This is a genomic window from Mesorhizobium sp. Ca11 (genome assembly GCF_020165275.1).
Lineage (GTDB): Bacteria > Pseudomonadota > Alphaproteobacteria > Rhizobiales > Rhizobiaceae > Mesorhizobium.
The window spans coordinates 104,652-129,044 of record NZ_JAIUHU010000014.1; the positions used below are offsets into that span (position 1 = coordinate 104,652).

Sequence of the window (24,393 nt, forward strand, 5' to 3'; positions counted from 1 at the left end):
GATGGATGATGGATTGCTGTCTCCGGTGACCCGTCTCGGGCCGGTCCATCTCAAGGTGACCGACGTGCCGGCGGCCTTGAATGTTTGGCGCGACGCGCTTGGGTTGGCGCTGCTTGGCGAGGACGCCACCATGGCGAAGCTTGGCGCCGGCGGCCGGACGCTGATCGTGCTCCATGCCGGCGCGGAGGCACCGCTGCCGCAGAAGGCGCGCGATCTCTTCCACGTCGCCATCCATATCACCAGCCGCCGCGATCTCGCGCATACGGCCGCCCGCCTCAAGGCATCTGGCCTACGGTTCAGCGCCCAGGATCACCTGGTTTCGGAATCGCTCTATGTCTCCGACCCCTCCGGTAACGGCATCGAGATCTGCTTCGACACGCCGCAGCGCTTGCTGCGCCGCAACGTGTCGCCCAATGGCCGCGTGACGCTGATTGCCACCGACGGCAGCGGGCATTCGGGGCTCGAGCCGCTGGACGTATCGGGCTTGCTGCGCGACCTCGGCAATTCCGGCCATATCGAGCCGAAGATGGCGCAGGAAGCCTTTATCGGCCACATCCATTTGCGCGCCCGCGCGCCCGAGATGCTGATGAAATTCTATCTCGGGGTGCTCGGCTTCCGGCCGCATATCCAGTCCCGGACTTTCGGCATGTTCGACTGCGGCACGGCGCGCCGCGCCCATATGGTGGCCTTCAACATCTGGGCGCGCGACGAGCTGCGCGAGCCGCCGCCGGGTGCAGCCGGCCTCGACCATTTCACCATCGAGCTTGGCTCCGCGCAGGAGCTCGCCGCCGTGGAGCGCAGGCTCGAAGCGGCCGACATACCGGTGAAAAGGGACGGTCGCATTATCTCGACCGCCGATCCGGAAGGCAACCGCCTGCGGCTCGTGGTCCAGGGAGATTGATCGCAACGAAGGAGGAGGGGAAATGTCGCTCAAGGTGATTGGAACCGGCTTCGGCCGGACCGGGACGGATTCGATGCGCGAGGCGCTGACCATGCTGGGTTTCGGCCCTTGCCATCATATGTCGGAGGTGATGGCGCATGAGGAGCAGAAGCTGCTCTGGCGGGCGCTGGCCAAGGGCGCCGCGCCCGACTGGGACAAGCTCTTTGCTGGTTATAAATCCTGCGTCGACTGGCCCTCGGCGCATTACTGGCGCGAGCTGATCGAAATCTATCCGCAGGCGCGCGTCATCCTGACCTGGCGCTCGCCTGAAAGCTGGTGGGAGAGTTTCGAAAAAACCATCCTGCCGGCGATCGTCGGCAGCACGGACCAGGAGTCGCTCGGCATCTCGCTCATTTCGAAACAGGCTTTTGACGGCCGCCCGCAGGATCGCGCCCACGCGATCGCGATCTATCGGGACAATGTCGAGGCGGTGCTGAATACCGTGCCGGCCGAACGTCTGCTGGTCCACAAGCTCGGCGACGGCTGGCCCCCGCTTTGCGCCCATCTAGGCGTTCCCGTGCCGGAAGAGCCTTATCCCAGCCGCAACTCGACCCGGGAGTTTCGGACGGCGCTGTCGCTGCAGTGAAGGGAACAGGGGAATAGGGGAGTAAGGGAATAAGGGAGTAGGGAGTAGGGAGTAGGGAGTAGGGAGTAGGGAGTAGGGAGTAGGGAGTAGGGAGTAGGGAGTAGGGAGTAGGGGAGTAGGTCAAGAGTCTCAGGCCACGTAGACGCCGCGAACTCCCATCGCAAACTTACTCCCTACTCCCTACTCCCTTCCCTCACACATGCACGTCGCCGAAGGACAGCTCGCCGTCATCGGCGCGGACCAGGAACGCCGCGGCGAGCAGCGCGAGGTAGCAGCCGGCCACGCCGCACACGACGACGACGCCGGGAATCGGGCCGAGCGTCGCCACCCGGAACGTGTCGACGAGCGAGGCGCCGAAGCCGATGGGAGAGCCTTCGCGCGACAGGCTCGGCGTGGTGATCTTCAGGATCCAGGCAAGCAGCAGGATCGTGTACATGAAGATGTAGTTGCGGCGCAGCCGGCGGATCAGCGCCGCGCGCTGCGTGATCAGGAAACGCGGCGAGCGCAGGCCTTCGCCGAGGATCGCGAGCCAGTTGGAAGCATAGTCCGGCTGCGGCGAAAAGATCTGCGCGAAGTAGTAGCGCTCGAATTGCCGCACACGGGCGCGGTAGACGTCGAAGAAGCGGTAGCGCCTCGCCTCGATCCACAACAGCAGCGTGATCAGGAGCATGGCGAACAAAAGCACGCCATGATGCGCGCTGGGCGTCGACAGCGATACCGACAGCATCGCCGCCACCACCGTGATCGCCCAGTTGCTGGTGCGGTCGAGTCGGTCGCGCCAGCCGGCCATGCGCGCGATCTCGGCGCGATGGAAATGCGACAGCGTCGTGGTGAATTCAGGAGAGCTGAGCTTCAGCGCCAGCGTGTCGGAAGCGCGCGGCGGCGCGGCCTTCTCGGTGGATCTTGCCGGCGCAGCCGCCTCTGTCGGCCTTGCCACAGCTGCATCTGTGGATTTTGCGGCATTCGTCTGGGCCATTCTGCCGGGCGCCTCCCGCCGCCATGGCCGGTCCTCGCCTTGACATCGACCGGCCACACCCCTGTCGCTTCAACGTGCGGCCGGCCGGAATGTTCCCGTCTTTTCAGGCGGATAAGTCAGGTTGCAAGCGGGAGACACCACCGTTCGCGCGTCGCGGAAAGGGCAGCACATCGGCCATCGGCCTGGCATGCTGGGCTGCCGCCACTGCCTCGATCACAAGGTCGAGCGCCGCAAGCGCCGCGCGGCTCGTTTCATCGTCGCCGCGCAGGTAATGGCAGGCCCTGTCGAGGTGCAGGTGGGCGGCGGCAAAGTCGCTTTTCATTAGCTTCTCCTTATTGCCCGCCACGGCGCGAACATCGCCGAGTCGCTTTACCGGGAAGCAAAAATCCGCGGCGGCATTTGATTAGAATTGTAGGAAACGGCGCCGGAACTGCTGATCTCCCCCCTTGTGGGGGAGATGCCCTGCAGGGCACAGGGGGGCGCCGTAGAGCACCAACTTCTGCCTGTCTCTCTTGCTGCATGTCCGATGTCGGACCTGCAGATGTTAACGCTTCTGGCTGTGAAGCCGCGTTCCTTCGCGCCTCCCTCTGTCCCGCCGGACATCTTTCCCACGACGGGAAGATTGGCAGCTCCGACGCCGTGCAACCGAACCACCGGCCAAACCGTTATGACGCGAAATCGAGGGGAGACAGCTTGTCCAAAATACTCAATCGGCGCCGGTCGGTCGTGTTAGCCGCCGCTGCACTTCTGCTGATGCCCGTCGTCGCCTTCGCCGCCGAGAAGACCGGCATGTCCTCGGAAGGCATTTTCGTCGCCGAACTCATCCTGCTCCTTGTCGTCGGTCGCGGCATCGGCGAGGTTCTGGAAATACTGGGCCAGCCGGCGGTGATGGGACAGCTGATCGGCGGCATCCTGCTTGGGCCTTCGCTGCTTGGCTGGGTCTGGCCGGCGGCCGAGCGGCTGGTCTTTGCCGGTGACGCCTCGCAAAAGTCGATGATTAACGCCATCGCCCAGCTGGGCGTGTTGATGCTGCTCCTGCTCACCGGCATGGAAACGGATCTGCGGCTCGTGCGCCGCGTCGGCCGCGCCTGTTTTTCCATTTCGGCCGCCGGCGTGGCGGTGCCCTTCGCGCTCGGCTTCGTCGCCGCCCAGTTCATGCCGGCCACGCTGCTTGCCGCAGGCAGCGAACGCATCGTCGCCGGGCTGTTCCTCGGCACCGCGCTCTCCATCTCCTCGGTCAAGATCGTCGCCATGGTGGTGCGCGATATGAACTTCATGCGCCGCGACCTCGGCCAGATCATCGTCTCGTCGGCCATCATCGAGGACACGATCGGCTGGGTGATCATCGCCATCACCATCGGCATCGCCACCCAGGGGCGGATCCAGATCGGCAACCTGGCCTTCACGGTTGCCGGCGTCGCCCTCTTCATGGCGTTTTCCTTCACGCTCGGGCGCCGCATCGTCTTCGACGCCATCCGCTGGACCAACGACACTTTCCGCTCCGAATATGCGGTCGTCACCGTCATCCTCGCCATCATGGGCGCCATGGCCTTAATCACCGATCTGATCGGCGTGCACACCGTGCTCGGCGCCTTCGTCGCAGGCATCTTGGTCGGCGAGTCGCCAATCCTGTCGCGCCACATCGAAGGGCAGCTGCGTGGCATCATCACCGCCCTTTTTATGCCGGTGTTTTTCGGCGTCGCCGGACTATCCGCAGACCTCACTGTGCTTCTCGATCCTCAGCTTGCGCTGCTGACGGTAGCGCTGGTCATCATCGCCAGCATCGGCAAGTTTCTCGGCGCCTTTATCGGCGCCGAGGTCGCCGGCATGAGCCGCGCCGAGGGCGTCGCGGTGGGCTGCGGCATGAACGCGCGCGGTTCCACGGAGGTCATTGTCGCCTCGATCGGCCTGTCGATGGGCGTGCTGTCGCACAACCTCTTCACCATGATCGTCACCATGGCGGTCATCACCACCTTGGCCATGCCGCCGACATTGCGCTGGGCGCTGCGCCGCCTGCCGATGGGCGAGGGCGAGCAGAAAAGACTGGAGCGCGAGGAGATCGACCAGCGCGGATTCGTCGCCAATCTGGAGCGGCTGCTGGTTGTGGTCGACGAGGGTATCGTCGGACGCTTCGCCGCCTATCTCGCCGGCGTCATCGGCGCCGGCAAGCCGACGACGGTGCTGCATTCGAGCGGCGAGACCGATGCCGAACCGACCGAAGGGTTGCATCTGGAGGAAATCGAGAAAGGCGCCGAAGACAGCCGTGAGGCGGCGAAGCAAGGCGACGAGACGCCGGTGCGCGAGGCCCCGGTCACCCGCCGCCAGCATGAGGAGCTCTCGGCCGAAGCGGTCATCAAGGAGGCGCGCAAGGGCTACGGCATGCTGCTCGTCGGGCTCGGCCGCGCCGTCACTTCCAAGGGGGCCTTCTCGCATCGGCTGAACGAGGTCGCCGGCGCCTTCGACGGGCCGCTCTGCCTGGTGTTGAAGCCGGCCACCGCCGGCCGCCAGATGCCTCGGCTCGGCCCGCGATCGGGCAAGATACTGGTGCCGGTCAACGGCACGGCCGTTGCCCGCCGCGGCGCCGAACTGGCTTTGGCCGTCGCCGCCGTCACCGGCGCGCCCGTCAAGACGCTCTATGTCGCACGGGCCGGCCGCGACGAGCTGCGCGACACCGTCTCGCACCGCCGCAGGGAAGCCGTGCTGAAGGACATCGTCGCGCTTGCCGACCGCTACGGCGTCGAGATCGAGACGGCGATCCGCAGCAGAGCCGCCGCCGCTGACGCCATCGCCCGCCAGGCCGGCCGCAACGTGGCGTTGATCGTCATGGGCGTGGCACGGCGCCAGGGCGAGGAACTGATCTTCGGCGAGACGACGACGGCCGTCCTGCGGCGCAGCCCATGCCCAGTGGTGCTGATCTCCGACGAGCGGGTGAAGCGCGACGAGAGCGACCGCGAGGCGGTACGCACGGGCACGGGGACCGGGTGAGAGGACTGGCTAATCTCCCCCACAAGGGGGGAGACCATCAGCAGTTCTCAAGCCATCTGCAGTTTCTGCCGGCTCGGCTGCGGCGGGAAGGCAATCGCGATGCCGGCGGCGCCCAGCCCGATCAGCGCCGAGCCGATGAACAGCCAGCGATAGCTGGCAGTGGCGTCGTAGATCATGCCGCCGGCGAGCGGCCCGAGCGACATGCCGAGGCTGGAGAGCATCGTGGCCGCGCCGAGGACGGTGCCGATGATGCGCAGGCCGAAATATTCGCGCGCCAGCACCGCGTAAAGCGGCATCACGCCGCCATAGGTGGCGCCGAAGATGACGGCCAGAAGGTAAAACTGCTCGAGCTGGCCGACGGTGAGATAAGCTGCGATCACCAGGCCTTGGATAGCAAGCCCGGCGACCAGCACAGGCTTGACGCCCAGCCGGTCGCCGAGCACGCCGTAGAGCACGCGCCCGCCAAGGCCGGCCAGCCCCTCGACGCTATAGATCGTCACGGCCGCCATCGGCGCCACACCGCAGGACGTGGCATAGCTCACCATGTGGAAGATCGGGCCCGAATGCGCCGCGCAGCAGGCGAAGAAGGTGAGGCCCAGCACGATGAATTGCGGCGAGCGCAGCGCCTGGCCGACGCTCATGCCGGGATCGTCGGTGACGGGCGCCGGCGTGCCGTCGCTGGCTGCGACCGCCGCCGGTGGCTGGCGCACCAGCAAGACGGCGGGCAACAAGAGCACCCAGGCCATGACGCCGATGTCGAACATGGCGGTGCGCCAGTCATAGGCCGTGATCAGCCAGCGGGCGAAGGGCGAGATCGTCATCGGCGCCACGCCCATGCCGGCCGAGACCAGTGAGACGGCAAGGCTTCGGTTGGTGTCGAACCAGGCGGTGGTGAGCGCGATCATCGGCGCGAAGAAGGCGCTGGCCGCCAGCCCGACGATGACACCGTAGCTGAGCTGGAAGACCAGCAGCGAGGTCGCCCGGCTCGCCACCACCAGCGACAGTCCAAGCAGCACCGCGCCCGCAAGCACCACGGGCCTGGCGCCGACCCGGTCATAGATCGCGCCCCAGGCGAAGCCGCCGAGGCCCATCACCAGGAAATTCAAGGTCATGGCGCTGGAAATGCCGGTGCGCGACCAGTTCGTGTCGAGCGACATCGGCTCCAGAAAGATCGCCAGCGAAAACATGGCGCCGAGCGCCACGCAGGTCATCAGCGCGCCGGCCGCGACGATGACCCAACGATAGGAATGGTTCATGGTTTTCTCCATGCCGTAAGGCATCCTGTTTGATGCGGCACGGTTTTTCCAGTCCACCGGGCCGCGTGCGTCCGAAGGACGCCGGAGCGGGAGCCGATCCTACAATCTGGTTGCATTTTTTATCCGGATTTTTTTGAGGGCCGATTTCGTTGTCCCAGGCGCTGTCCCGAGTGGCTGAAGTGTCAGCAGCCGGCAGTACCCGTCATTGACCGCACACCAGCCCCATCTAGATTTACCCTCTCAACCAGGAGCATCCCATGGAACTCTATCGCGGCCGGCTCATCGATCACCTTCACCTGGTGGTGCGCGACATCGAGGCCAGCCGGCGCTTCTACAGCAGCCTGTTCGAAGTGCTGGGCATCCCGATCGGCGGCGGCGCTGAGGACCATTTCTGGGCCGACGAGCTGTTCGTCTCGACCCCCGACAGCCGTTCCGCCCAAGGCGTGCTCACCGGCCGTCACCATCTCGCCTTCCAGGCGAAGGACCGCGCCATGGTCGACGCCTTCTACCAGGCCGGGCTCGCCGCCGGCGGCAAGGACAATGGCGCGCCGGGCGAGCGCCGCTACCACCCGGGCTATTACGCCTGCTTCCTGCTCGACCCCGACGGCAACAACATCGAGGCGGTGTTCCATGGGCCGGCGAAGCGGAACGCGGATGCGGTGGTGGTGAGTTTCTGAGGCCTATCGGCGCCAGAACGGTTTAGCGAGCTCCTCCCGCACCTCGTCCATGGTCAGACCGATATCGCCGATCAGATATGGCGTATAGCGCGCCTTGAGCGCCAGCTCCTCGCGGAAGCAGGCTCGTTCGTGCCACACGGCTAAAAGGCCCAACACCCCGGGATGACGCGTCAAGCTTTCTCCGGCCGGCTGGTCGCGGAGGTCGAGCTGCACGGCGCCATAAAAATCGGAAATCGTGTTCAATATGGGTTTCATCGTCGGCTCCTCGGAAGAACGGCCCTCATCGAGGGCACGCCGGGAGCCTGAACCGCCACGCTCAGTCGATCCATCGGCTGCATGCAGTGTTTTGGGTCCTGCATTTGTAGTATTTTGCGGGGGGCGGGGCGTTGATAATGTCGCCGTCCGTGGGCAGGGAATCGAGATGAATCACGACGCTGCGTCCATACCGGCCGCGCTTTCAGCGCGCCAGCCTGTGCCGGCCTTGTCCGAGCGCGAGCGTGCGGTGGCGGAAAGGTTCGCGGCTGGCCTGACCTATCGCGAGATCGGCGAGGCGCTGTTCATCGCGCCATCCACCGTGCGCACCCACCTCGCCGCGATCTACGAAAAGCTCGGCGTCCGCAGCAAGGTCGCGCTCGCCATGCATATCAACGCCGTCACAGCCATGCCGACCGTGCCCGACACTTCGCCGGTCCTTGCGATATTTCCCATCGAATGCCTGAGCGCCGACGAGCAATGGCGCCGCTTTGCTCGCGGGCTATCATCCGACATCACCATCGACCTTGCGCGCTACGCGGATCTGCCGGTCATTGCCTTCCACACCATGAAGGCGCTGGGCAGCAAGCCGGCCGATTTCACTGCCGACGGCAAGGCCCTGGGCGCGGCCTATCTTCTGTCCGGTCAGTTGCGCGCCGACACCCAGCGAGTGCGGCTCACGATGGAGCTGGCCGATGCGCGAACCGGCGTCAGCCTGTGGAGCGAACGCTTCGACCGGCCCGTCGAGGACATCTTCGCGCTGCAGGACAGCTTGACCGAAAGCGTGATCAACGTGCTTGCCGGCTGTTTCGGAGCGATCGCCACGGTCGGCCGCAATGCAATCCTTCGCAAGCCGCCGGCCAGCCTGCGCGCCTATGACTGCTATCTGCTGGGCGTCGAGCAGCACAACACCTTCAGCCGCAGCGGCAACAGGGAAGCCATCAGGCTGTTTTCACGCGCGCTCGAACTTGACCCGACCCTGGTCAAGGCCTGGACCGAACTTGCCTACGCCTATTCGATCGAGGCATGCAACGGCTTCGGAGACAATCTGAGCGCCTCGATCGCCAAATGGCGCTGGGCGGCCGAGAATGCGCTGCGGCTCGATCCGAGCGATAGCACTGCGCACAACTGCTTCGGCGACCTCATGGGTTGCCTGGGCGATTTGGAGGCAGCTGAAAGGGCGCACCGGCGCGCCTTCGAATGCGGTTCCAACCATGCCGACACGCTGGCGCTGCTTGCCGGCAGCAAGGCGCTGGTCGCCGGCGATCCGGCGGAAGCCATCCCGCTCATCGAGCGCGCCATGCGACTCAATCCGCTTGCCCCGCCCTGGTATTTCGGCATGCAGGGGCGCGTCCTGTTCACGGCCGGCAGGCACCGGGAAGCCATAGCCGCGCTGCGACGGAGCACGCCGGATTCGCCGCACGTGCTGATCTTCCTGATGCTTGCCCACGCAACACTAGGCGAAGCTCGCGAGGCCGCAGCCATCGCGGACCGTCTGCGCACCGAATTCCCCAGCTTCTCGGTCGAGGGCTTCATCTCTGGCTATCCGGTCAGCAATCCGGGCGCCGCGCGAGCCATCCGCGAAGCGGCGAAGTTGGTGCCGCTCTGCTAGCCCCGGTCACAAGCCCGACGCCACGTGCCAGGCGCTGATGCACTTCTATTCCTTCACCGCGCCAGTCATCGATGAAACATAGTGCTCGACGAAAAAGGAATAGAGCACCACCACCGGCAGCGACCCGATCAGCGCGCCGGCCATGAGCGCGCCCCATTCATAGACGTCGGAGCGAACGAGTTCGGTGAGCACGCCGACCGGCACCGTCTTCTTCTCCGAAGACTGGATGAAGGTCAGCGCATAGATGAACTCATTCCAGGACAAGGTGAAAGCGAAGATGCCGGCCGAGATCAGGCCGGGAACCGACAGCGGCAGCACGATCTTGGTGAGGATCTGCCAGCGGCTCGCGCCATCGATGAGCGCGCATTCCTCCAACTCGAAGGGGATCGAGCGGAAGTAGCCCATCAGAAGCCAGGTGCAGAACGGGATGAGGAAGGTCGGATAGGTGAGGATCAGCGCGAACGGCGTGTCGTAAAGACCGAGATTGAACACCATCACCGACAGCGGAATGAACAAGATAGAGGGCGGCACGAGATAGGCGAGGAAGACGGCGAGGCCAACCTGCCGCGCCCCCGAAAACCTCAGCCGCTCGATGGCGTAGGCGGCAAGCACGGCAGCCGCCAGCGACAGGAAAGTTGCGGCGGTCGAGATGATGATCGTGTTGAGCAACCAACCTGGATAGGAGGTCTCGAAGAGTAAATAACGGATGTGCTCCAGCGTCGGATGCACGACCCAGAGCGGATTGTAGTTCACATAGTCGGTCATCTCGAGATTGGGCTTAATCGCCGTGATCGTCATCCAGTAAAACGGAAACAGGAGCACGATCAGGAACACCAGCAGCGGCAGATAGACCGTCACCACACGCCGCGGAAGGCTTTGCAGGTATCCCATGCCGCCTTCGTCGGTCTCCAGGCGCTCGACTTCCTTGATCGCGGCCATGTCAGTCTCCGCCGCCTTGCTGCCATCTGCGCCGTTGCAGCCCGAAATAGCTGAACAGGATCGCGGCCAGCAGGAAAGGAATCATGGCAACCGCGATTGCCGCGCCTTCGCCCAGTTGGCCGCCCGCAATACCGCGCTGGAAGGACAATGTCGCCATCAGATGCGTGGCGTTCACCGGCCCGCCGCGGGTCAGCACGTAGATCAGCTGGAAATCGGTGAAGGTGAACAGAACCGAAAACGTCATCGTGATGGCTATGATCGGCGTCAGCAACGGCAGGGTCACGTAGCGGAACAGCTGCCAGCGGCTGGCGCCGTCGAGCGTAGCGGCCTCGTAGAGCGATTGCGGAATCGTCTGCAGCCCGGCAAGCAGCGTGATGGCGACAAAGGGAATGCCGCGCCACACATTGGCCGCGATGACCGAGGCGCGCGCATTGGTCGGGTCACCGAGAAAATTGATGCGGTGGTCGATCAGGCCCATCTGCTGCAACGCCCAGGACAGGATCGAAAACTGCGAGTCGTAGATCCACCAGAAGGCAATGGCCGACAGCACCGTCGGTACGACCCAGGGCAGCAGCACGACGGCGCGGAAGAACGACTTAAAGGGCAGCTTCTCGTTGAGGATGAGAGCCAGCCAGAGGCCGAGCACGAATTTTAGGATCGAAGCGCTGACCGTGTAGAGCAGCGTGTTGAATACCGAGAGCCAGAAGACGCTGTCGCTCCACAGATATTCGTAGTTCTCGACGCCGATGAAGATGCCCGGCCGGCCGATGCGCGTGTCCGTGAAGCCGAGCCAGACACCGAGCCCGAGCGGGTAGGTGAGAAAGACCAGGAGCAGCGCCGCCGCCGGCAGCATGAAGCCGAAGCCGAGAGCGTTCCTGCTCTCGGCGAGCCTCGAACGGATCGACGGGCGCGTCTGAACGGCAACGGACGGAACGGCCATGGCGCGGGCTCCTTCTTATGCGGGTGGAACTGTGGCTGACCGCGCTTGGCTCGAGTAAGCCGCAAAGCGCGGTCATCCTGCTTCAAACTGCGCCAGGATCAGACGCGGTAGTAGCGATTGGCGCGTTTTTCGGCCTCCTCCATCGCTTCCTGCGGCGTCGCCTGGCCCGTCACCGCCTTGGCGAACATGTCCACCAGCACGTAGTCAGCCATTGTCGCGGCGGATGCATAGCCGAGCGGCCCGGCATAGCCGTTGGGGCGCAGCGTCGCCGAGGCTTTCGCGTAGGCTGCATTGTTAGGATCGGCCTTCCAAACCGGGTTGTTGTCGAAGGCTTTCAGCGTTTGGCAGCAATAGCCCGCCGACGAAGTGATCCAGTCGGACATTTGCGGGTCCTCAAACATGAACTGCAGATAGGCTTTGGCGGCATTGGGGTAGGGCGTGTAATTGAAGATGACGGCCGTGGTCACCTGGAAAAGCTCGACCGATTTCCCGACCGGACCGATCGGCATGTTGGTCGTGCGGATGTCCTTGGCGATCTCGGCCAGCTTCGGGTCCTTGTCCTTGTTGATCTTTGCTGTGTTGTAGGCTGAGATGCCGTTGGCGATCACGCTCACTTCCCCGGCCAGGAATGCGCGGTTGTTGTTGACGTCGAGCCAGCTTTCGGTGCCGGGGATGAAGGTCTTGTAGAGCTCCTGCGCATACTGGATCGCCTTGAGCGTCTCCGGACTGTTGATCGTCACCTTGCCGGCTTCGTCGACCATCTGGCCGCCGTGGCTCCACAGCAGCCAATGCGCGTAATTGTTGCCGTCGCCGACGCCGTGGCCATGGGTGAAGCCGGCGGGATGGCCTTTCGCCTTCAATGCCTTGCAAAGTTCCAGGAAACTGGCCGTGTCCTTGGGGAATTCGGAGAAGCCTGCCTCCTTGACCCAGCTTTCGCGGTAGACGATGGCGTTGCCGATGGTGGCCAGCGGCAAGCCGATGAACTTGCCCTCGCGCGTGGCATATTGTTTCGGGCCGTCGTACCAGCCGCCATACTTCTTGCCGAGATGATCACCCAGTTCCGTCACATCGAGCAGCTTGTCGGGATACTGGTGCGGGTCGTCGAACCAGACGAACATCAGGTCGGGGCCGGAGCCGACATTGGCGGCGACCGCCGCCTTGGGACGGATGTCTTCCCAGCTTTCCTTGTCGACGCGCACCTCCACGCCCGTCGCCTCGGTGAACCGCTTGGTATTCTTCAGCCACTGATCCTCGTCGCCCTGCACGAAGGGCGACCAGCGCAGCAGCCTGAGCTTGGCGCCTTCCTCGGGCTTGTAGGTCACGCCTTCCTGGGCGAATGCGCTCGAGCCGACGAAGCGGCTGCCCAAGGCTCCGGCCGCCGCGGCTGCGGTCGTGCGGATTACATCGCGTCTGGTGAACTTCATACTCGTTTCCTCCTGTTGCTCTGCCGTTGCCTGGTTTTATCGCGCCGTCTCGATTCGCTTGCCGGTCTCGCCGTGGAACAGGTGGATCGGACCAGGGTCGACCGACAGCCGAATGGTTTCTCCCGGCGCGAAGGAATGGCGCTCGCGGAAATTGGCGACGATGTCCTCCCCGCCGACCGTGCGGCCGATGATCTGCACTTCCGACCCGGTCGGCTCGATCACCGCCACCTTGACTGGAATGCCGTCGTCGGCCAGCCGCAGATGCTCGGGTCGTACTCCGAGCACCATGGCTTCGCCGTTGCCAATCGAGAGAGGCTTCGGCAAAGGCACGGAAATGCCTCCCGCACCTCTGAATGACGGTGGGCCATCATTGGCGAATGCGCCCTTGAGCAGGTTCATGGCGGGCGAGCCGATAAAGCTTGCCACGAACAGGTTGTTTGGCCGGTCGTAGAGCTCGAGCGGCGGTCCGATCTGCTCGACGAGGCCGTCATGCATGACCACGATCTTGTCCGCCATGGTCATAGCCTCGATCTGGTCGTGGGTGACATAGACCGTCGTGGTCTTCAGCCGCTGGTGCAGTTCCTTGATTTCGGCCCGCATCTGCACCCTCAGCTTGGCGTCGAGATTGCTGAGCGGCTCGTCGAACAGGAACACCTGCGGATTGCGCACGATTGCCCGGCCCATGGCGACGCGCTGGCGCTGGCCGCCCGAAAGCTGGCGGGGATAGCGCGACAGAAGCGGCACCAGCCCGAGGATTTCGGCCGCCCGTTTCACCCCGGCATCGCTTTCAGCCTTCGGGACGCCCTTGAGCATGAGCGAGAACGCCATGTTCTCGGCAACCGTCATATGCGGATAGAGCGCGTAGTTCTGGAAGACCATGGCGACGTCGCGCTCCTTCGGCGCAACGTCGTTGACGATACGGCTGCCGATCGAGATATGGCCGCGTGAGATTTTTTCCAGGCCTGCAACCATCCTGAGAAGGGTCGATTTTCCGCAGCCTGAGGGGCCCACCAGCGTGACGAACTCGCCGTCGTCTATGTCGACGCTGACGCCATGCAGGATCTGGGTGGCCCCGAACGATTTGTAGACATCGCCAATCGCGACAGACGCCATCGAACTCCTCCCGATGGTCCCTGCGAATCTCGCGGGGAGCCGTTCCAATCAAGGTGTGGCTGAAACGGGTGCCGGCAAGCACCCACCACTGGCGTCGGCGACGTTTGCCCTCCTCCCCCGGTCACGCGACTGTGAAACGGTAGCGCTACCACATCCACCTGTAAAGCGGCGGCGCGCCTTGCTTACTGCCATCGTTGAAGACAGTTTGAGCGAAGGCTGCGCTGAAGCGAAGTGGATCCAGCCAGTCGCCGGAGGGCGGCCGATTGATCTTCAAACCGCCACCGATGGATATTAGGCATCGTTAATGTATTTCAGCGTGTCCGAGAAAAGCCGAATCCTGCTGATTTTACATCGCCAACGGGATTGGTCGTTATCCATCCAGGACGCGCGCATTACTTCCGCCATGGCGCAGGGAGCGGGGCTGTCGCTGCCGCTCTTGCCTTCGTTCTCAGCCTCCGCCCAGAAACGCCGCGATCAGCTTCAGCATGTTGCCGTCGTGCCCGAACTCGATCTTGTCGAAATCGCGGCTGCCCTGGCGCTGCGCCTTGGAGAGCTGGTCCAGATAGGCCGTCAGCTCGGCCCGGACCTTCTTGCAGCCGGGATCGTTCTGGGCGGTGAGGCCGGTGCTGAAGGCGACGATCTTGTCCACCATGTCGACGATGCCGGCGCCATGCACCTTCTCATGCGCGATCAGCCCGGCGGCGAAGGTGTCCCAGCGCGTTTGCAAGGCTGAGCCAAGTTTCCCCGCCGGCTTGGGCAGCGTGTAGGTGATGATCAGCTTCGGCTGCGCCGTCCTCAGCACACAGGCGTCGCCTTGCGGCTGGTAGTCGCGCTGCCAGGTCAGCTTGAAGAAAGTATGCGCGATGACGCGCCGTTCGTTGCCGGCCGAATCCTTGCCGATCACCGGGCCTTTCTTGCCGATCGAGAGATAGAGCTGCTCCGCGCTGTCGCCCGAGACGGCATAAGTCTCGATTTTCTCGATGGGTTTCCAATCGGCGAGCGCCGGCGTGGACGAAAGCAGGGCGGCGAGGAGGAGGGCGGGCTTCATGGGCGAGCCATAGCATTGGGCCTCGTTTGGTAGAAGCCGGCCCGCGGATTTTCGGAACCGGCTTCACCGGTCGATCGTTTTCCTGGGCAATCGACCCATGGGGAAGGACAAGATGACCCGCAACGAGATCATTTCCGTGCTTGGACCGGTCGACGAGGCCGTCATCGCCGATATCGCGCTCACCGGCGCCAGCCTCGAGGAATTGCGCGAGGCCTTCGCCTGGATCGGCGCCGACGAGGCGCTGGTCAATGAAGGTCGCGCCATGCCCGGCGCCCGTGTGGCGAAACTGATCGAGATCCTCGAACCGCCCGAGGATGAGCCCGAGACGCCGGGCGCGATGGAGTAGGGCGGCTGCCCATAGGTGCTTCTCCCTACTTGCCGCTCGAACCCCTCCTGTCATAGCTTTTGCCGCCTTGGCGGGAGGAAAGCCATTTGGACACCAATGTCGTCATCATCGGCGCCGGTCCTGCCGGGCTCGCCGTTGCTGCCTGCCTCAAACAGGCGGGGCAGGACTTCATCATCCTTGAAAGGGCCAATGAGGTGGCGCCCGCCTGGCGGCGGCATTACCGGCGGCTGCACCTGCACACGGTGAAGTCCTTTTCGTCGCTGCCCTTCGTGCGGTTCCCGAAAAGCCACCCGCGCTACGTGCCACGCGAGAAAGTGGTCGCCTATCTCGATGCCTATGCCGGGCGTTTCGGGCTCAGGCCGCGCTTCGGCGTCACCGTCAAATCGGTCCGCCGCGAAGGCGAGCGTCTGCTGGTCCAGACCGACGCCGGGCTGTTCAATGCCCGCAAAGTGGTGGTGGCCACCGGCAACAATGCCGAGCCGATCACACCAAGCTTCCCGGGCATCGAAGCCTTCAAGGGCAAGGTGCTGCACAGCGCCGCCTATACCGAGGCCGCGCCTTATGTCGGCAAGGACGTGCTGGTCGTCGGCATGGGCAATACGGGCGCGGAGATCGCGCTCGACCTGGCTGAAAGCGGTGCCAGGCCCACAATCTCGGTGCGCAAGGGCGTCCACATCGTGCCGCGCCAGCTGTTCGGCGTGCCGATCCAGATGGTGGGGATCGCCAGCCGGGCAATACCGCAGGCGCTGAACGACTGGGTGTTCCCAAAGATCCTCGATCTGGCGCTGGGCCGGCTGGAGAGCTACGGCATCGTGCGGCCGCGGCAGGGCATCATGCGGGGGATCGAAGCCGGCCGCATTCCGGTGATCGACGTCGGCACGGTGGCGGCGATCAAGGCCGGCCGGATCGGCATCGCACCGGATATCGCAAGCTTCACCCCGGACGGTGTGAAATTCGCCGACGGGTTGGAGAAGAAATTCGACGCGGCTATTTTCGCCACCGGCTACCGCCCGGCCTATGACAGCTTCCTGCCGGCGGAGCTCAGGCCGGACAAGAGCGGCGTGAACGCCCGCGCGACGGAGCTCGGCGTCTATCTCGTCGGCTTCTACAATCCGGTCACCGGCCTGTTGCGCGAAATCGGCATCGAGGCGCAGGCGGTGGCAAAGGATATTGCGAGGCGGTGAGAGGCGACGGCCACCTTCCTGCAACGTTGACGATTGGCGAAACCCCGCGTGACATCTAATCTCCCCCCTATGAGGGGGAGATGCCCGGCAGGGCAGAGAGGGGGGCCTCGCTCAGACCTTTCTGTGCTGATCTGCGCCCGCCTGAATCGGGTGGCGCCGTCATTCGCCGCATGGCAAGCCAATCCACCAACGAGGAATGCACTCCATGCTCACGCTCTACGATTATCTCCCGTCGCAAAATGCCTGGAAGGTTCGCGTCCTGCTCGGGCTGCTCGGCATCGCCTACGACACCCGCATCATCTCGATCTTCGAGGGCGAGTGCCGCACCGAGACGTTCCTGAAGCTCAACCCGGCAGGCGCAGTTCCGGTGCTCGGGCTGGACAATGGCGAGGCGATCGCCGAGTCGAACGCGATCCTCGCCTATCTCGCCGAGGGCACACCCTACCTTCCGTCGGACCGCTTTGCCCGCGCCAAGGTGATGCAATGGCTGTTCTTCGAGCAGTACCATATCGAGCCGGTCATCGGCTCGTTGCGCTACTGGACGCTGACCGGTCGGCTGGAGCGTAACCAGGCGATGGTTGCCGGCAAGCGCGAGGCGGGCGTGCGCGCGCTTGGCGCGCTGGAGCGCAGCCTGGCCGACACGCAATTCCTGGTCGGCAACGCGCTCACCATCGCCGACATCGCCGTCTACGCCTACAGCCACCGAGCCGAGGACTGCGGTTTCTCGCTCGCCGACTATCCCGCTGTCGATGCTTGGATGGGACGCGTCAGCGAGACGATCGGCCCGGATTATCCTGTGCATCCCTACAGCATCGATCCTCATTCGCGCGCCTGAGCCGCCGGAACACAGCGGCGGACAGGGCGTTTTCCAAAGGCAGCGTGTCGTGCGTCGCCAATCGGCGCCCGCCGGTTTCGCGTTGCGTTCCAACCAGAGCCATGGAGGTCCGCAATGGTTCGCACCATCCTCGCCGCAATCCTCGCCACCGGCATCATGAGCCTACCGGTCATGGCAGCCGAGCAATACTGGGTCGCCAGAGACGCCGTGTCGAAGCAGTGCGAGATCGTGCCGAAGAAGCCCGACGGCACGCTTGTCGTCGATCTCGGCAAGAAGAAATACGCCAGCGAGGGTGAGGCGAGGAAGGCGATGGAGGCGATGTCGGACTGCAAGAAAAAATAGGGCCGTTGCCCAATCCTCCCTAGGGAGATTAGCCAGCTTCTACCGGTCCACCAGAGACATCGTCCGCTCGTTGTAGCGCGGCCCTGACACCTTGTCGGGCGTCAGTGCCATGTCGAGCCCCAGCATCTCGGTGGCGTCGAGCGTGATGTCGGCCGCCGCGACGTTCTCCTCCAGATAGATCCGGCGCTTGGTGCCGGGGATTGGCACGATGTCGATGCCGAAATCCGGGCCCTTGGCGAGCAGCCAGGCGATCGCGATCTGGCTGGGCTTGACGCCCTTCGCCGCGGCGATGTCGCGCACCGTGGCGGCCGCCGCGACATTCAGGTCGAAATTCTCGCCCTGGTAGCGCGGATCGCCGCGGCGGAAATCGCCTTCGGGATACTCCTCCGCGCGCCTGACGTCGCCGGCGAGAAAGCCGCGGCCGAGCGGAGCGAACGGCACCAGGCCGATGCCGAGCTCCTTCAGCGCTGGGATGATCTCGGGCTCGAGGTTGCGTTCCCACAGCGAATACTCGCTCTGCAGCGCCGAGACCGGATGCGCGGCATGCGCGCGGCGGATGTTGGCAATGCCCGCCTCCGACAGGCCGAAGAAGCGCACCTTGCCCTCAGCCACCAGTTCGCCGACCGCGCCCGCGACATCCTCCATCGGTACGGCGGGGTCGACGCGGTGCTGGTAGAGGAGGTCGATGCGGTCGGTGGCAAGTCGCGAGAGCGAAGCGTCGACCACCTCGCGTATATGCTCGGGCCGGCTGTCGAGCCCGGCCTGCTTGCCGTCGGCGATGCGGAAGCCGAACTTCGTCGCGATCGTCACCTGATCGCGCCGGCCTTGCAGCGCGCGTCCAAGCAGCTCCTCATTGGCGAAGGGGCCGTAGACCTCGGCCGTGTCGAGAAAGGTGCAGCCGAGCTCGATCGCCCGGTGGATCGTCGCGATCGACTCCGCCTCGTCGGCCGGGCCATAGGCCTGGCTCATCCCCATGCAGCCGAGGCCGATGGCAGAGACTTCGAGTCCCTGGCTGCCGAGTTTCTGTTTGCCGAGGCTCATGCGTCTTGCTCCGCCGAATTTTCGATCCGGCTAAATTATAGGGCGGGGCATGAATGCGTCCAGCGCTGGCCCTATTGGCGGCGCAATCGTCGCCATCCTTGCCGGTGGCGATTCCACTGTGGTGACGGCCAATGCGGCACGACAGGCTTGTCCTAATATTGCTCTGGCGCGAGTTGGTCGCCGGCCTACGCGCAACGCGGCGCCGCGATCTCGCCTGGATTGCGCTCGGCGGCGGTGGACTTCTGGCCTATGCGATCGCGGATATCGTCGTCGCCCTGCATGCCGCGGGTCCGAAGCTGCGGCACGACCAGCTTCTGTGGATGCTTGGACTGCCAGTCGCTTTCGCCGCGCTGGGATGGCTGGCGGGCAATGCAATGTCGCGCCTTTGCCTTTCTCGCGCCTTTGCCCCCTTCCTCAAGGCACTGCCGCTCGCTTCGGCGGAGCGCCGTCGCATGGCGGCGGTGGGAGCCTTCGCGCTCGGCCTTCCACTCACGCTGATGATCGCCACGGCGGTCGGCTTCGCCTGCGCCGTCATCGGAAAGCCGTTGGCGCCGGCCTGGGGCTTGGGCGCGGCCACCCTGTTTGCCTTGAGCTTCGGCACGGCAGGCCTTTGGCGCCTACGGAGGCCACACCTTCTCGTCGATGTGGCGGCGAGCGAGGCGGCGCCGGTCGGAAGGCCCTGGCTGCGTCGCCTCGACCGGGCGCGTCCAAGCTGGCTTTCCAGCTGGGCCTGGAAACTGCCGGCCCGCAATATACGGCCGTCTTGGAAGCTGGCGGCCGCCAGCCTGCTGCTCGGGCTCGCCACCATCCTCGGCGCCTGGGCCAGCCTGGCCGGCCATACGGCTGGGCCTGCGGCCGTCGCGGGCCTGGCGGGCGGCATTCTTGTTTTCATGCTCAGCCTGCGCTGCCAGCCGCTCGGCTCGCCGGTGCTGCGCACAGCGCCCATCGGTTTTACACGGGTATGGCTGCGGCTTGTGCGACTGCCGCTGCAATTGTCGCTCGCCTTCTTCCTGCTGCCGGCCGGCGCGGCGCTCGCGGCCGAACCGTCGGCCTGGTCGGTGCCGGTCGCGAGCGGCCTTTGGCTACTGGTGCTGAACGGCGCCTATGCGGTGTTCGGCGCCTTTTTCCTCAACACGCCCTTCGTCGCAATGCTGAGCTTCGCCGGCGCGCTCGCCTATGCCGGCTACGAGACGCTCGAATATGGCCGTACCGTTCTGATCGGCCTGGCGGCGCTGGTGTTTTTCTTGTGGCACCGAACCCGACAGAGATATCGCAATGGCTGAAGTCCTCACCGTTAAAGAGCTCAGCGCCGGCTATCGCGGGCGCATTGTCGTTCGCGGCATCGGTCTTTCGCTCCATCGGGGCGATATAGTCGGCCTGCTCGGTGCCAATGGCTCGGGCAAGTCGACGCTCATCAGGGCGATCACCGGCCAGATCCCGTTGATCGGAGGCAGCGTGGTGATCGACGGCATCGACCTCGCCGCCGCGCCGGAACGCGCCAAAGCCGGCTTCGGCCTTGCCATCGAGCCGCACGAACTGCCGGCGCCGCTTTCGGGACGTCAATATATCGAGCTCGTCGCCTCGATCCGTGGCTGCGCGCCAAACGACCTGCCAAGCGGCGACCTGCCGGGCGGCGCTCTCCTGGAGCGACTAGACCTTGGACGCTGGATCGACCGCCCGATCGCCGAATATTCGCTCGGCACGCGAGCCAAGATCGCCATCGGCGCAGCGCTTCTCGGCGGGCCGCCACTTCTGATCTTCGACGAGACGCTGAACGGCCTCGATCCGGTCGCCGCCTGGGAGGTGAAACGCGTGATCATCGCGCTCTGCGCGAGCGGGCGGCATGCCGCCATCGTCTCGACCCATGTGGTGGAGGCCGTGCCGGCGCTCTGCAATCGCGCGGTGCTGATGGCCGACGGCAGCCTGAGCCGAAGCTGGGATGCCGCCCAACTGGCCGAAGCGGCCAGGGCGCCTGGGGCGTTTGAGGAAAGCGTCATGCAGGCGTTGCGCATGCGGGCCGCCGCCTGATCTAGAGCAATTCCAGGAAAAGTGTGAGCGGTTTTCCGCCTGGAATTGCGGCAAAAACAAAGCTCTAAGCCATCGGCAGCATGCGGCGCATGATCAGCGAGGCGTGACCGCCGACGCCGTGGGCCGCTTCCCGGCGTTCGACCACTTCGAAGCCGTGCTTGCGGTAGAAGGCGATCGCGCGGTCGTTGCCTTCTATCACCTCCAGCGCGATGCTGGGGATGCCGGCATGCGCGGCAAGCACCGCATGCAGAAGGTCGCCCGCAAGACCGCTGCCGAAGGCCTGCGGCTCGATGTGGAGCCGCTGCAGCATCACATCGCCTTTTCCGTCCATTGCCGCCATCGCATAGCCGGCGATCGAGCCATCGGCGCGCTCGGCGACGAAGGACATCTTGTCCTCGTCATCGAGCTCAGCCGCGAGCCTTTCCGGCGCGTGCCTTTCATCGGAGAGCCTGGCCACGGTCTCGTCGCCCATGATCGGCGCATAGGTCCGCCGCCACGATTGGCCGAGCAGCCGCGACACATCGGCCAGGTCGTTTCTCGTCATCGCCCGGATGCGGGTCATGGTCGCCATCCTTGTTGGAGTCTGAAGATAGGGCGAAGCGATGGGTACAGCCAATCTCCCCCTTGCGGGGGAGATGCCCGGCAGGGCGGAGGGGGCTGTCCCGCCAGGCTATCCGCGCTTGGGATCTCCGCTTTACGCCGCGCTCGGCGCCAGCAATTCTTCGCGACGGCTTATCTTGCGGCACAGAATCACAAGCTGGCGCGCGGTGTTGTTGCGCAGGCGGCCCAGCCGCCATTCGAGCCCCGTCTCGATGGTGATGCGCCTGGCGTAGATGCTGGAGCGCATGCTGGCTTTGTCGGTCGCGACCTTCACCGGGTCCTCGTAGGATAATCCGCTTTGTGAGAGTCGCCATTCGATAGCCCGCCGCCGAACCGATAAAGGTGGCAGCGGGCCATTGGAGCGACGGGCGTGCTGTCCCGCCGAGCAGGAGACACTGCTCGCCACGATCTAAACCGGCTTTGCCAAGGACCGCGACTTACGGATTGGTAAGATCGCTCACGATCATGTTCCCAGGCCGGCCGGTGCCTTGCCGGTTTGGTCGAAAGCAGTTCCCTCTGGGCCAGGTCCGGCGTCACCCGATTTTCCCGCCTCGCGGAATCGACGGGCAAAGATCATCAAGCGCCGCGCGGTGTTGTTGCGCAGGCGGCGCAGCCGCCATTCAAGCCCCGTCTCGGTGGTTATCCGCTTTGCATAGATGCTGGCGCGCATGGCCCTGGCGTCGGCGGCGATCTTGGCAGGATCGTCGTAGAAGGCGCAGATCTTGTCGGCCGCCATGCCGGGCGTCTCGAGCCAGGCGGGGATATGCGTCGAACTGAGGCAATAGACATCGGTCAGTACCCGGTGGATGCCGTCGCCTTGCGCCGGGCAGGTCGTGGCGAACGCATCGCCGATGAAGACGACACCGTCGCGCCGATGGCCCTGCGTCGTTGTCAGGCCGACCTGCCTCACCTCGACCTCGCTGGCGACGGCGAAGTTGCCGCATCGAGCCGCGATCTCCGGCATCAACTCCAGGAGCATCCTTTGCGGATCCTCACGGAACGACCGCACCCACGGATCGGCGACGGTCCGGTAGACGAACATGTTCGCGCGCATCCGCTCGCCGATCCGGAAGATGGTAAGAAAGGCAATGCGATCGGCGATCCGCCTTCCGTAGAAGGTGAGGGACGACAAGCCGAATTCCTGCGGCGTCACCGCGAGATCGAACCCCAACGTCAGCGAATGCGCCTTCGATTCCTCGACGCGCTCGACGCCGATCGCGCGCCGCACCGCCTCGCTATAGCCGGTGGCCACGACCAGTAGTCGGGCATCGATCACGGAGCCGTCGGTGAGCACCAGCCGCTGCCGGTCCGGTCCCGTCGAGACCTCCGCCACCTTGCCGATCGTCAGCGGCACTTGCGGAGGCAGCGCCGCGCGCAGGCCGTTGACCAGCGGCGTGTAGGAAAAGGCGTACTCCCAGCTTTGCTTGCGTTCGAACAGCTGGCCGAAGCGGAAGACATGGACGTCTGTCATCGGGGTGACGAGAGACCTGAAAACCGGGCCGAGGCCGAGTTTCTCGAACAGTCCCATCTGCTCCGCCCGGGTTTTCTCGGCCCGGAATTCGTCATGGTGGATACGATGCGGATCGACCAGTGCGATCTTGCGGCCCGCCTTGGCGAGCGACAGCGCCAGCACGGTTCCGGCGAGCCCCGCGCCGACGATCGCCACTTCGACTTCGGTCCGGTCGGCCGGCACGGCGGGCGCTGTGCGGTCCTCTATGATGCTCATTTGTAGTCTCCACGGCCCGCAGGCATGACGTCGCGCCGTTGGATCTGTTTCCAGCGCGGCGCCATTGCCGAACCATCTATGAATTCCAGCCCGCCTGCCTCGTTGAGCGTGTGCAGCTTGCGGCCGGCCCAGCCGGCACCGGGGTTGAGGATCGTTTCGACGACCTGCCCAAAGCCGCTCTCGTCAAGCTGAGTGACGCGCGCTATGCCGAGCGCGGCGCCATAGCTCCTGCGGCAGTCCTGCACCGGGCGAAGGAGTTGGCCGCCGCGGCTGACCATGCGGCCCGCCGGCCGCGCCGAGGCGATGTCGATCATAACGGGGTTCTTGGGGTGCGGCGTCCACGGCCCGCGGAAATCCGGCGCCGACCACAGATGCAGCTGGTCCGAGAAGGCGCCGCCGCCGTCGCGTACGGTAGCGAACATCCACCAGCGCCCGCCATGCTCGACAAGCGTGGCGTCGCTGGCGATGATGTCTGACAGGAGCGTCGCTTCCTTGACCCAGCCGCCCGGGAAGGCGGTGGCGCGGTAGAGGTCGACGGTCCGGTTGGCGGAGCTTTCCGGCACCATCCACATCTCGCCGTCGCGCTCGAACACGAAGGGGTAGGAGAGGTGGTAGGGCAGCTCCAGAACCGGCTTCGGAGTGCCGACTGGGCCGGACGGGCCAAACGCCACTGCCGACAGGATCGCCTTCCCGGTGCCGTGGATGTAGTCCTCGACGAACAGCGTCACCTGGCCGCGGTAAAGCACCGGGAACGGGTCGGCGTAGAAGCGGCTGCCGTCGTCCGGCAAATCGCGCCAGCCGGATTGCGGATGGGCGCGCAGCTCGTAGAGATCCTTGCCGCCGGTCTCGCGCCAGCCGACCCGCCAATGCGGGGCGTTGTAGCACAGATGGTAGATCTGCTGGACGATGCGGCGTGCCGTCGCCTTGGCCGCACGCACACCGAGCTTCGTGGCCGACGGCATGGCTGGCGGCGCCGTCTCGGATGGCGGTTCGGGCAGCACCGGGAGCGATGAGCGGGCGGCGCCGTTGACCGCCGCGACGATCAGGCTGGCGCTGCGCGCCAGCATGTCCTGGAAGGAAGCCAGCGCGATGCCGTGATATTCGGTGCCGAGCCGTCCCTCGGCGACTGTCGCGCCGTTCTGTTCCAGGCGGGCCAGCGGCGTGCGGCCGGCAAGGATCAGCGCCAGGAGGGTCTGCTCGCCGCAGACACCGTCATAGGCGAGCCGCCAGACCCGTCTGCCCTGCGGCTCGACGTCGCCGATGAGATCGATAGTGAGGTCGGCCGGCGCGGACGCTCTCGCATGGCCGGCCAGTGCCGAAAGCGGCACACGCCTGGCCGTCCCATTGGCGGGCAGGCGATGGATCAGCGTCTCAAGCTGGAACAGCGCTTCGGCTTCGCGCGGCACGCCGCCCGCCGCCGGACGGCCGTCGACCGCAAGCTCCACGCCGGGCAGCAGCGACAACCGCTCGGCCAGCGCCACATGAAAAGCACGCACGCAATCGCCGTCGAGGCGCAGGGTCAGGCGCATCGCCAGCCCCGGGC

Annotated in this window: 25 protein-coding genes; 11 read left to right on the plus strand and 14 right to left on the minus strand. The window is 65.1% G+C overall.

Going from position 1 to position 24,393, the window contains the following annotated elements; translation table 11 throughout:
- The first annotated feature begins 1 nt into the window (after position 1).
- Together LB538_RS22695 and LB538_RS22700 are read left to right on the plus strand one after the other, a co-directional pair.
- Positions 2–901, plus strand: coding sequence for a VOC family protein (locus LB538_RS22695; RefSeq protein WP_224529514.1), 900 nt, complete (start codon positions 2–4; stop codon positions 899–901).
- Positions 902–923: 22 nt separating this feature from the next.
- The gene (locus LB538_RS22700) at positions 924–1,526 is read left to right on the plus strand and encodes a sulfotransferase family protein (RefSeq protein WP_224529511.1); all 603 of its coding nucleotides are present in this window, start codon (positions 924–926) and stop codon (positions 1,524–1,526) included.
- Positions 1,527–1,719: 193 nt separating this feature from the next.
- Here LB538_RS22700 and LB538_RS22705 read toward each other — a convergent pair whose 3' ends face one another.
- Both LB538_RS22705 and LB538_RS22710 read right to left on the minus strand, forming a co-directional pair.
- Positions 1,720–2,502: a DUF2270 domain-containing protein gene (locus tag LB538_RS22705; protein ID WP_095768325.1), complete on the minus strand. Its 783-nt coding sequence runs from the start codon at positions 2,500–2,502 to the stop codon at positions 1,720–1,722.
- Between the two features lie 103 nt (positions 2,503–2,605).
- Positions 2,606–2,824, minus strand: a complete 219-nt coding sequence (locus tag LB538_RS22710) for a hypothetical protein (protein WP_140840561.1) — start codon at positions 2,822–2,824, stop codon at positions 2,606–2,608.
- A 431-nt stretch (positions 2,825–3,255) separates the two neighbouring features.
- On the opposite strand from LB538_RS22710, the gene LB538_RS22715 reads away from it, so the two are divergent.
- Positions 3,256–5,487 (plus strand): cation:proton antiporter, encoded by a 2,232-nt coding sequence (locus LB538_RS22715; RefSeq protein WP_224529767.1) that lies wholly within the window; start codon positions 3,256–3,258, stop codon positions 5,485–5,487.
- A gap of 47 nt (positions 5,488–5,534) precedes the next feature.
- On the opposite strand, the gene LB538_RS22720 is transcribed toward LB538_RS22715, so the two are convergent.
- The gene (locus LB538_RS22720; protein WP_224529508.1) at positions 5,535–6,743 is read right to left on the minus strand and encodes an MFS transporter; all 1,209 of its coding nucleotides are present in this window, start codon (positions 6,741–6,743) and stop codon (positions 5,535–5,537) included.
- A gap of 257 nt (positions 6,744–7,000) precedes the next feature.
- Between LB538_RS22720 and LB538_RS22725 the strand changes: the two genes are divergently transcribed.
- Entirely contained in the window at positions 7,001–7,420 is a 420-nt protein-coding gene (locus LB538_RS22725) for a VOC family protein (RefSeq protein ID WP_224529504.1), read from the plus strand.
- A gap of 3 nt (positions 7,421–7,423) precedes the next feature.
- Here LB538_RS22725 and LB538_RS22730 read toward each other — a convergent pair whose 3' ends face one another.
- The gene (locus tag LB538_RS22730) at positions 7,424–7,675 is read right to left on the minus strand and encodes a DUF1127 domain-containing protein (protein WP_224529501.1); all 252 of its coding nucleotides are present in this window, start codon (positions 7,673–7,675) and stop codon (positions 7,424–7,426) included.
- Positions 7,676–7,841: 166 nt separating this feature from the next.
- Between LB538_RS22730 and LB538_RS22735 the strand changes: the two genes are divergently transcribed.
- On the plus strand, positions 7,842–9,284 hold the full coding sequence (locus tag LB538_RS22735; protein ID WP_224529499.1) for a LuxR C-terminal-related transcriptional regulator: 1,443 nt from the start codon (positions 7,842–7,844) through the stop codon (positions 9,282–9,284).
- A 45-nt stretch (positions 9,285–9,329) separates the two neighbouring features.
- Here LB538_RS22735 and LB538_RS22740 read toward each other — a convergent pair whose 3' ends face one another.
- From LB538_RS22740 to LB538_RS22760, 5 genes are all read right to left on the minus strand, one after another.
- Positions 9,330–10,223: a carbohydrate ABC transporter permease gene (locus LB538_RS22740; RefSeq protein ID WP_224529496.1), complete on the minus strand. Its 894-nt coding sequence runs from the start codon at positions 10,221–10,223 to the stop codon at positions 9,330–9,332.
- Position 10,224: 1 nt separating this feature from the next.
- Complete coding sequence (locus LB538_RS22745; RefSeq protein WP_411909051.1) at positions 10,225–11,076, minus strand: carbohydrate ABC transporter permease; 852 nt, start codon at positions 11,074–11,076, stop codon at positions 10,225–10,227.
- A gap of 185 nt (positions 11,077–11,261) precedes the next feature.
- A complete protein-coding gene (locus LB538_RS22750) occupies positions 11,262–12,587 on the minus strand; it encodes an ABC transporter substrate-binding protein (protein ID WP_095768332.1) in 1,326 nt (441 codons plus the stop codon).
- Between the two features lie 36 nt (positions 12,588–12,623).
- On the minus strand, positions 12,624–13,700 hold the full coding sequence (locus tag LB538_RS22755) for an ABC transporter ATP-binding protein (protein WP_224529494.1): 1,077 nt from the start codon (positions 13,698–13,700) through the stop codon (positions 12,624–12,626).
- 448 nt (positions 13,701–14,148) lie between these two features.
- On the minus strand, positions 14,149–14,748 hold the full coding sequence (locus LB538_RS22760) for a DUF922 domain-containing Zn-dependent protease (RefSeq protein WP_224529492.1): 600 nt from the start codon (positions 14,746–14,748) through the stop codon (positions 14,149–14,151).
- A 112-nt stretch (positions 14,749–14,860) separates the two neighbouring features.
- Between LB538_RS22760 and LB538_RS22765 the strand changes: the two genes are divergently transcribed.
- The 4 genes from LB538_RS22765 (at position 14,861) to LB538_RS22780 (ending at position 17,455) form a co-directional block, all read left to right on the plus strand.
- Positions 14,861–15,094, plus strand: coding sequence for a hypothetical protein (locus LB538_RS22765; RefSeq protein WP_095768487.1), 234 nt, complete (start codon positions 14,861–14,863; stop codon positions 15,092–15,094).
- Positions 15,095–15,180: 86 nt separating this feature from the next.
- Positions 15,181–16,278 carry a flavin-containing monooxygenase gene (locus tag LB538_RS22770; RefSeq protein WP_224529490.1) on the plus strand — a complete coding sequence of 366 codons (1,098 nt, stop codon included), beginning with the start codon at positions 15,181–15,183 and terminating at the stop codon, positions 16,276–16,278.
- Positions 16,279–16,483: 205 nt separating this feature from the next.
- Positions 16,484–17,113, plus strand: a complete 630-nt coding sequence (locus LB538_RS22775; protein ID WP_224529486.1) for a glutathione S-transferase family protein — start codon at positions 16,484–16,486, stop codon at positions 17,111–17,113.
- Positions 17,114–17,227: 114 nt separating this feature from the next.
- A complete protein-coding gene (locus LB538_RS22780) occupies positions 17,228–17,455 on the plus strand; it encodes a hypothetical protein (protein ID WP_140631530.1) in 228 nt (75 codons plus the stop codon).
- A gap of 39 nt (positions 17,456–17,494) precedes the next feature.
- Here LB538_RS22780 and LB538_RS22785 read toward each other — a convergent pair whose 3' ends face one another.
- A complete protein-coding gene (locus LB538_RS22785; protein WP_224529483.1) occupies positions 17,495–18,496 on the minus strand; it encodes an aldo/keto reductase in 1,002 nt (333 codons plus the stop codon).
- Between the two features lie 131 nt (positions 18,497–18,627).
- Between LB538_RS22785 and LB538_RS22790 the strand changes: the two genes are divergently transcribed.
- The gene (locus LB538_RS22790; protein WP_224529469.1) at positions 18,628–19,779 is read left to right on the plus strand and encodes a hypothetical protein; all 1,152 of its coding nucleotides are present in this window, start codon (positions 18,628–18,630) and stop codon (positions 19,777–19,779) included.
- Positions 19,772–20,524: an ATP-binding cassette domain-containing protein gene (locus tag LB538_RS22795; protein WP_224529446.1), complete on the plus strand. Its 753-nt coding sequence runs from the start codon at positions 19,772–19,774 to the stop codon at positions 20,522–20,524. Before LB538_RS22790 ends, LB538_RS22795 begins: the two co-directional genes overlap by 8 nt.
- Positions 20,525–20,588: 64 nt before the next feature.
- Here the strand turns inward: LB538_RS22795 and LB538_RS22800 are convergent, their stop codons facing one another.
- From LB538_RS22800 to LB538_RS22815, 4 genes are all read right to left on the minus strand, one after another.
- Positions 20,589–21,086 (minus strand): GNAT family N-acetyltransferase, encoded by a 498-nt coding sequence (locus LB538_RS22800; protein ID WP_224529444.1) that lies wholly within the window; start codon positions 21,084–21,086, stop codon positions 20,589–20,591.
- A 132-nt stretch (positions 21,087–21,218) separates the two neighbouring features.
- On the minus strand, positions 21,219–21,398 hold the full coding sequence (locus LB538_RS22805) for a hypothetical protein (RefSeq protein WP_224529441.1): 180 nt from the start codon (positions 21,396–21,398) through the stop codon (positions 21,219–21,221).
- Positions 21,399–21,587: 189 nt separating this feature from the next.
- The gene (locus tag LB538_RS22810) at positions 21,588–22,850 is read right to left on the minus strand and encodes an FAD-dependent oxidoreductase (RefSeq protein ID WP_224529439.1); all 1,263 of its coding nucleotides are present in this window, start codon (positions 22,848–22,850) and stop codon (positions 21,588–21,590) included.
- Positions 22,847–24,379 (minus strand): formyl transferase, encoded by a 1,533-nt coding sequence (locus tag LB538_RS22815; RefSeq protein WP_224529437.1) that lies wholly within the window; start codon positions 24,377–24,379, stop codon positions 22,847–22,849. Before LB538_RS22815 ends, LB538_RS22810 begins: the two co-directional genes overlap by 4 nt.
- Positions 24,380–24,393 lie beyond the last annotated feature (14 nt).

What these genes read in the sequence shown, in the direction of transcription:
- LB538_RS22695 (WP_224529514.1), top strand. Translation starts at nt 2, where the DNA reads ATGGATGATGGATTGCTGTCTCCGGTGACCCGTCTCGGGCCGGTCCAT.
- LB538_RS22700 (WP_224529511.1), top strand. Translation starts at nt 924, where the DNA reads ATGTCGCTCAAGGTGATTGGAACCGGCTTCGGCCGGACCGGGACGGAT.
- LB538_RS22705 (WP_095768325.1), bottom strand. Translation starts at nt 2,502, where the DNA reads ATGGCCCAGACGAATGCCGCAAAATCCACAGATGCAGCTGTGGCAAGG.
- LB538_RS22710 (WP_140840561.1), bottom strand. Translation starts at nt 2,824, where the DNA reads ATGAAAAGCGACTTTGCCGCCGCCCACCTGCACCTCGACAGGGCCTGC.
- LB538_RS22715 (WP_224529767.1), top strand. Translation starts at nt 3,256, where the DNA reads ATGCCCGTCGTCGCCTTCGCCGCCGAGAAGACCGGCATGTCCTCGGAA.
- LB538_RS22720 (WP_224529508.1), bottom strand. Translation starts at nt 6,743, where the DNA reads ATGAACCATTCCTATCGTTGGGTCATCGTCGCGGCCGGCGCGCTGATG.
- LB538_RS22725 (WP_224529504.1), top strand. Translation starts at nt 7,001, where the DNA reads ATGGAACTCTATCGCGGCCGGCTCATCGATCACCTTCACCTGGTGGTG.
- LB538_RS22730 (WP_224529501.1), bottom strand. Translation starts at nt 7,675, where the DNA reads ATGAAACCCATATTGAACACGATTTCCGATTTTTATGGCGCCGTGCAG.
- LB538_RS22735 (WP_224529499.1), top strand. Translation starts at nt 7,842, where the DNA reads ATGAATCACGACGCTGCGTCCATACCGGCCGCGCTTTCAGCGCGCCAG.
- LB538_RS22740 (WP_224529496.1), bottom strand. Translation starts at nt 10,223, where the DNA reads ATGGCCGCGATCAAGGAAGTCGAGCGCCTGGAGACCGACGAAGGCGGC.
- LB538_RS22745 (WP_411909051.1), bottom strand. Translation starts at nt 11,076, where the DNA reads ATGCTGCCGGCGGCGGCGCTGCTCCTGGTCTTTCTCACCTACCCGCTC.
- LB538_RS22750 (WP_095768332.1), bottom strand. Translation starts at nt 12,587, where the DNA reads ATGAAGTTCACCAGACGCGATGTAATCCGCACGACCGCAGCCGCGGCG.
- LB538_RS22755 (WP_224529494.1), bottom strand. Translation starts at nt 13,700, where the DNA reads ATGGCGTCTGTCGCGATTGGCGATGTCTACAAATCGTTCGGGGCCACC.
- LB538_RS22760 (WP_224529492.1), bottom strand. Translation starts at nt 14,748, where the DNA reads ATGAAGCCCGCCCTCCTCCTCGCCGCCCTGCTTTCGTCCACGCCGGCG.
- LB538_RS22765 (WP_095768487.1), top strand. Translation starts at nt 14,861, where the DNA reads ATGACCCGCAACGAGATCATTTCCGTGCTTGGACCGGTCGACGAGGCC.
- LB538_RS22775 (WP_224529486.1), top strand. Translation starts at nt 16,484, where the DNA reads ATGCTCACGCTCTACGATTATCTCCCGTCGCAAAATGCCTGGAAGGTT.
- LB538_RS22780 (WP_140631530.1), top strand. Translation starts at nt 17,228, where the DNA reads ATGGTTCGCACCATCCTCGCCGCAATCCTCGCCACCGGCATCATGAGC.
- LB538_RS22785 (WP_224529483.1), bottom strand. Translation starts at nt 18,496, where the DNA reads ATGAGCCTCGGCAAACAGAAACTCGGCAGCCAGGGACTCGAAGTCTCT.
- LB538_RS22790 (WP_224529469.1), top strand. Translation starts at nt 18,628, where the DNA reads ATGCGGCACGACAGGCTTGTCCTAATATTGCTCTGGCGCGAGTTGGTC.
- LB538_RS22795 (WP_224529446.1), top strand. Translation starts at nt 19,772, where the DNA reads ATGGCTGAAGTCCTCACCGTTAAAGAGCTCAGCGCCGGCTATCGCGGG.
- LB538_RS22800 (WP_224529444.1), bottom strand. Translation starts at nt 21,086, where the DNA reads ATGACCCGCATCCGGGCGATGACGAGAAACGACCTGGCCGATGTGTCG.
- LB538_RS22810 (WP_224529439.1), bottom strand. Translation starts at nt 22,850, where the DNA reads ATGAGCATCATAGAGGACCGCACAGCGCCCGCCGTGCCGGCCGACCGG.
- LB538_RS22815 (WP_224529437.1), bottom strand. Translation starts at nt 24,379, where the DNA reads ATGCGCCTGACCCTGCGCCTCGACGGCGATTGCGTGCGTGCTTTTCAT.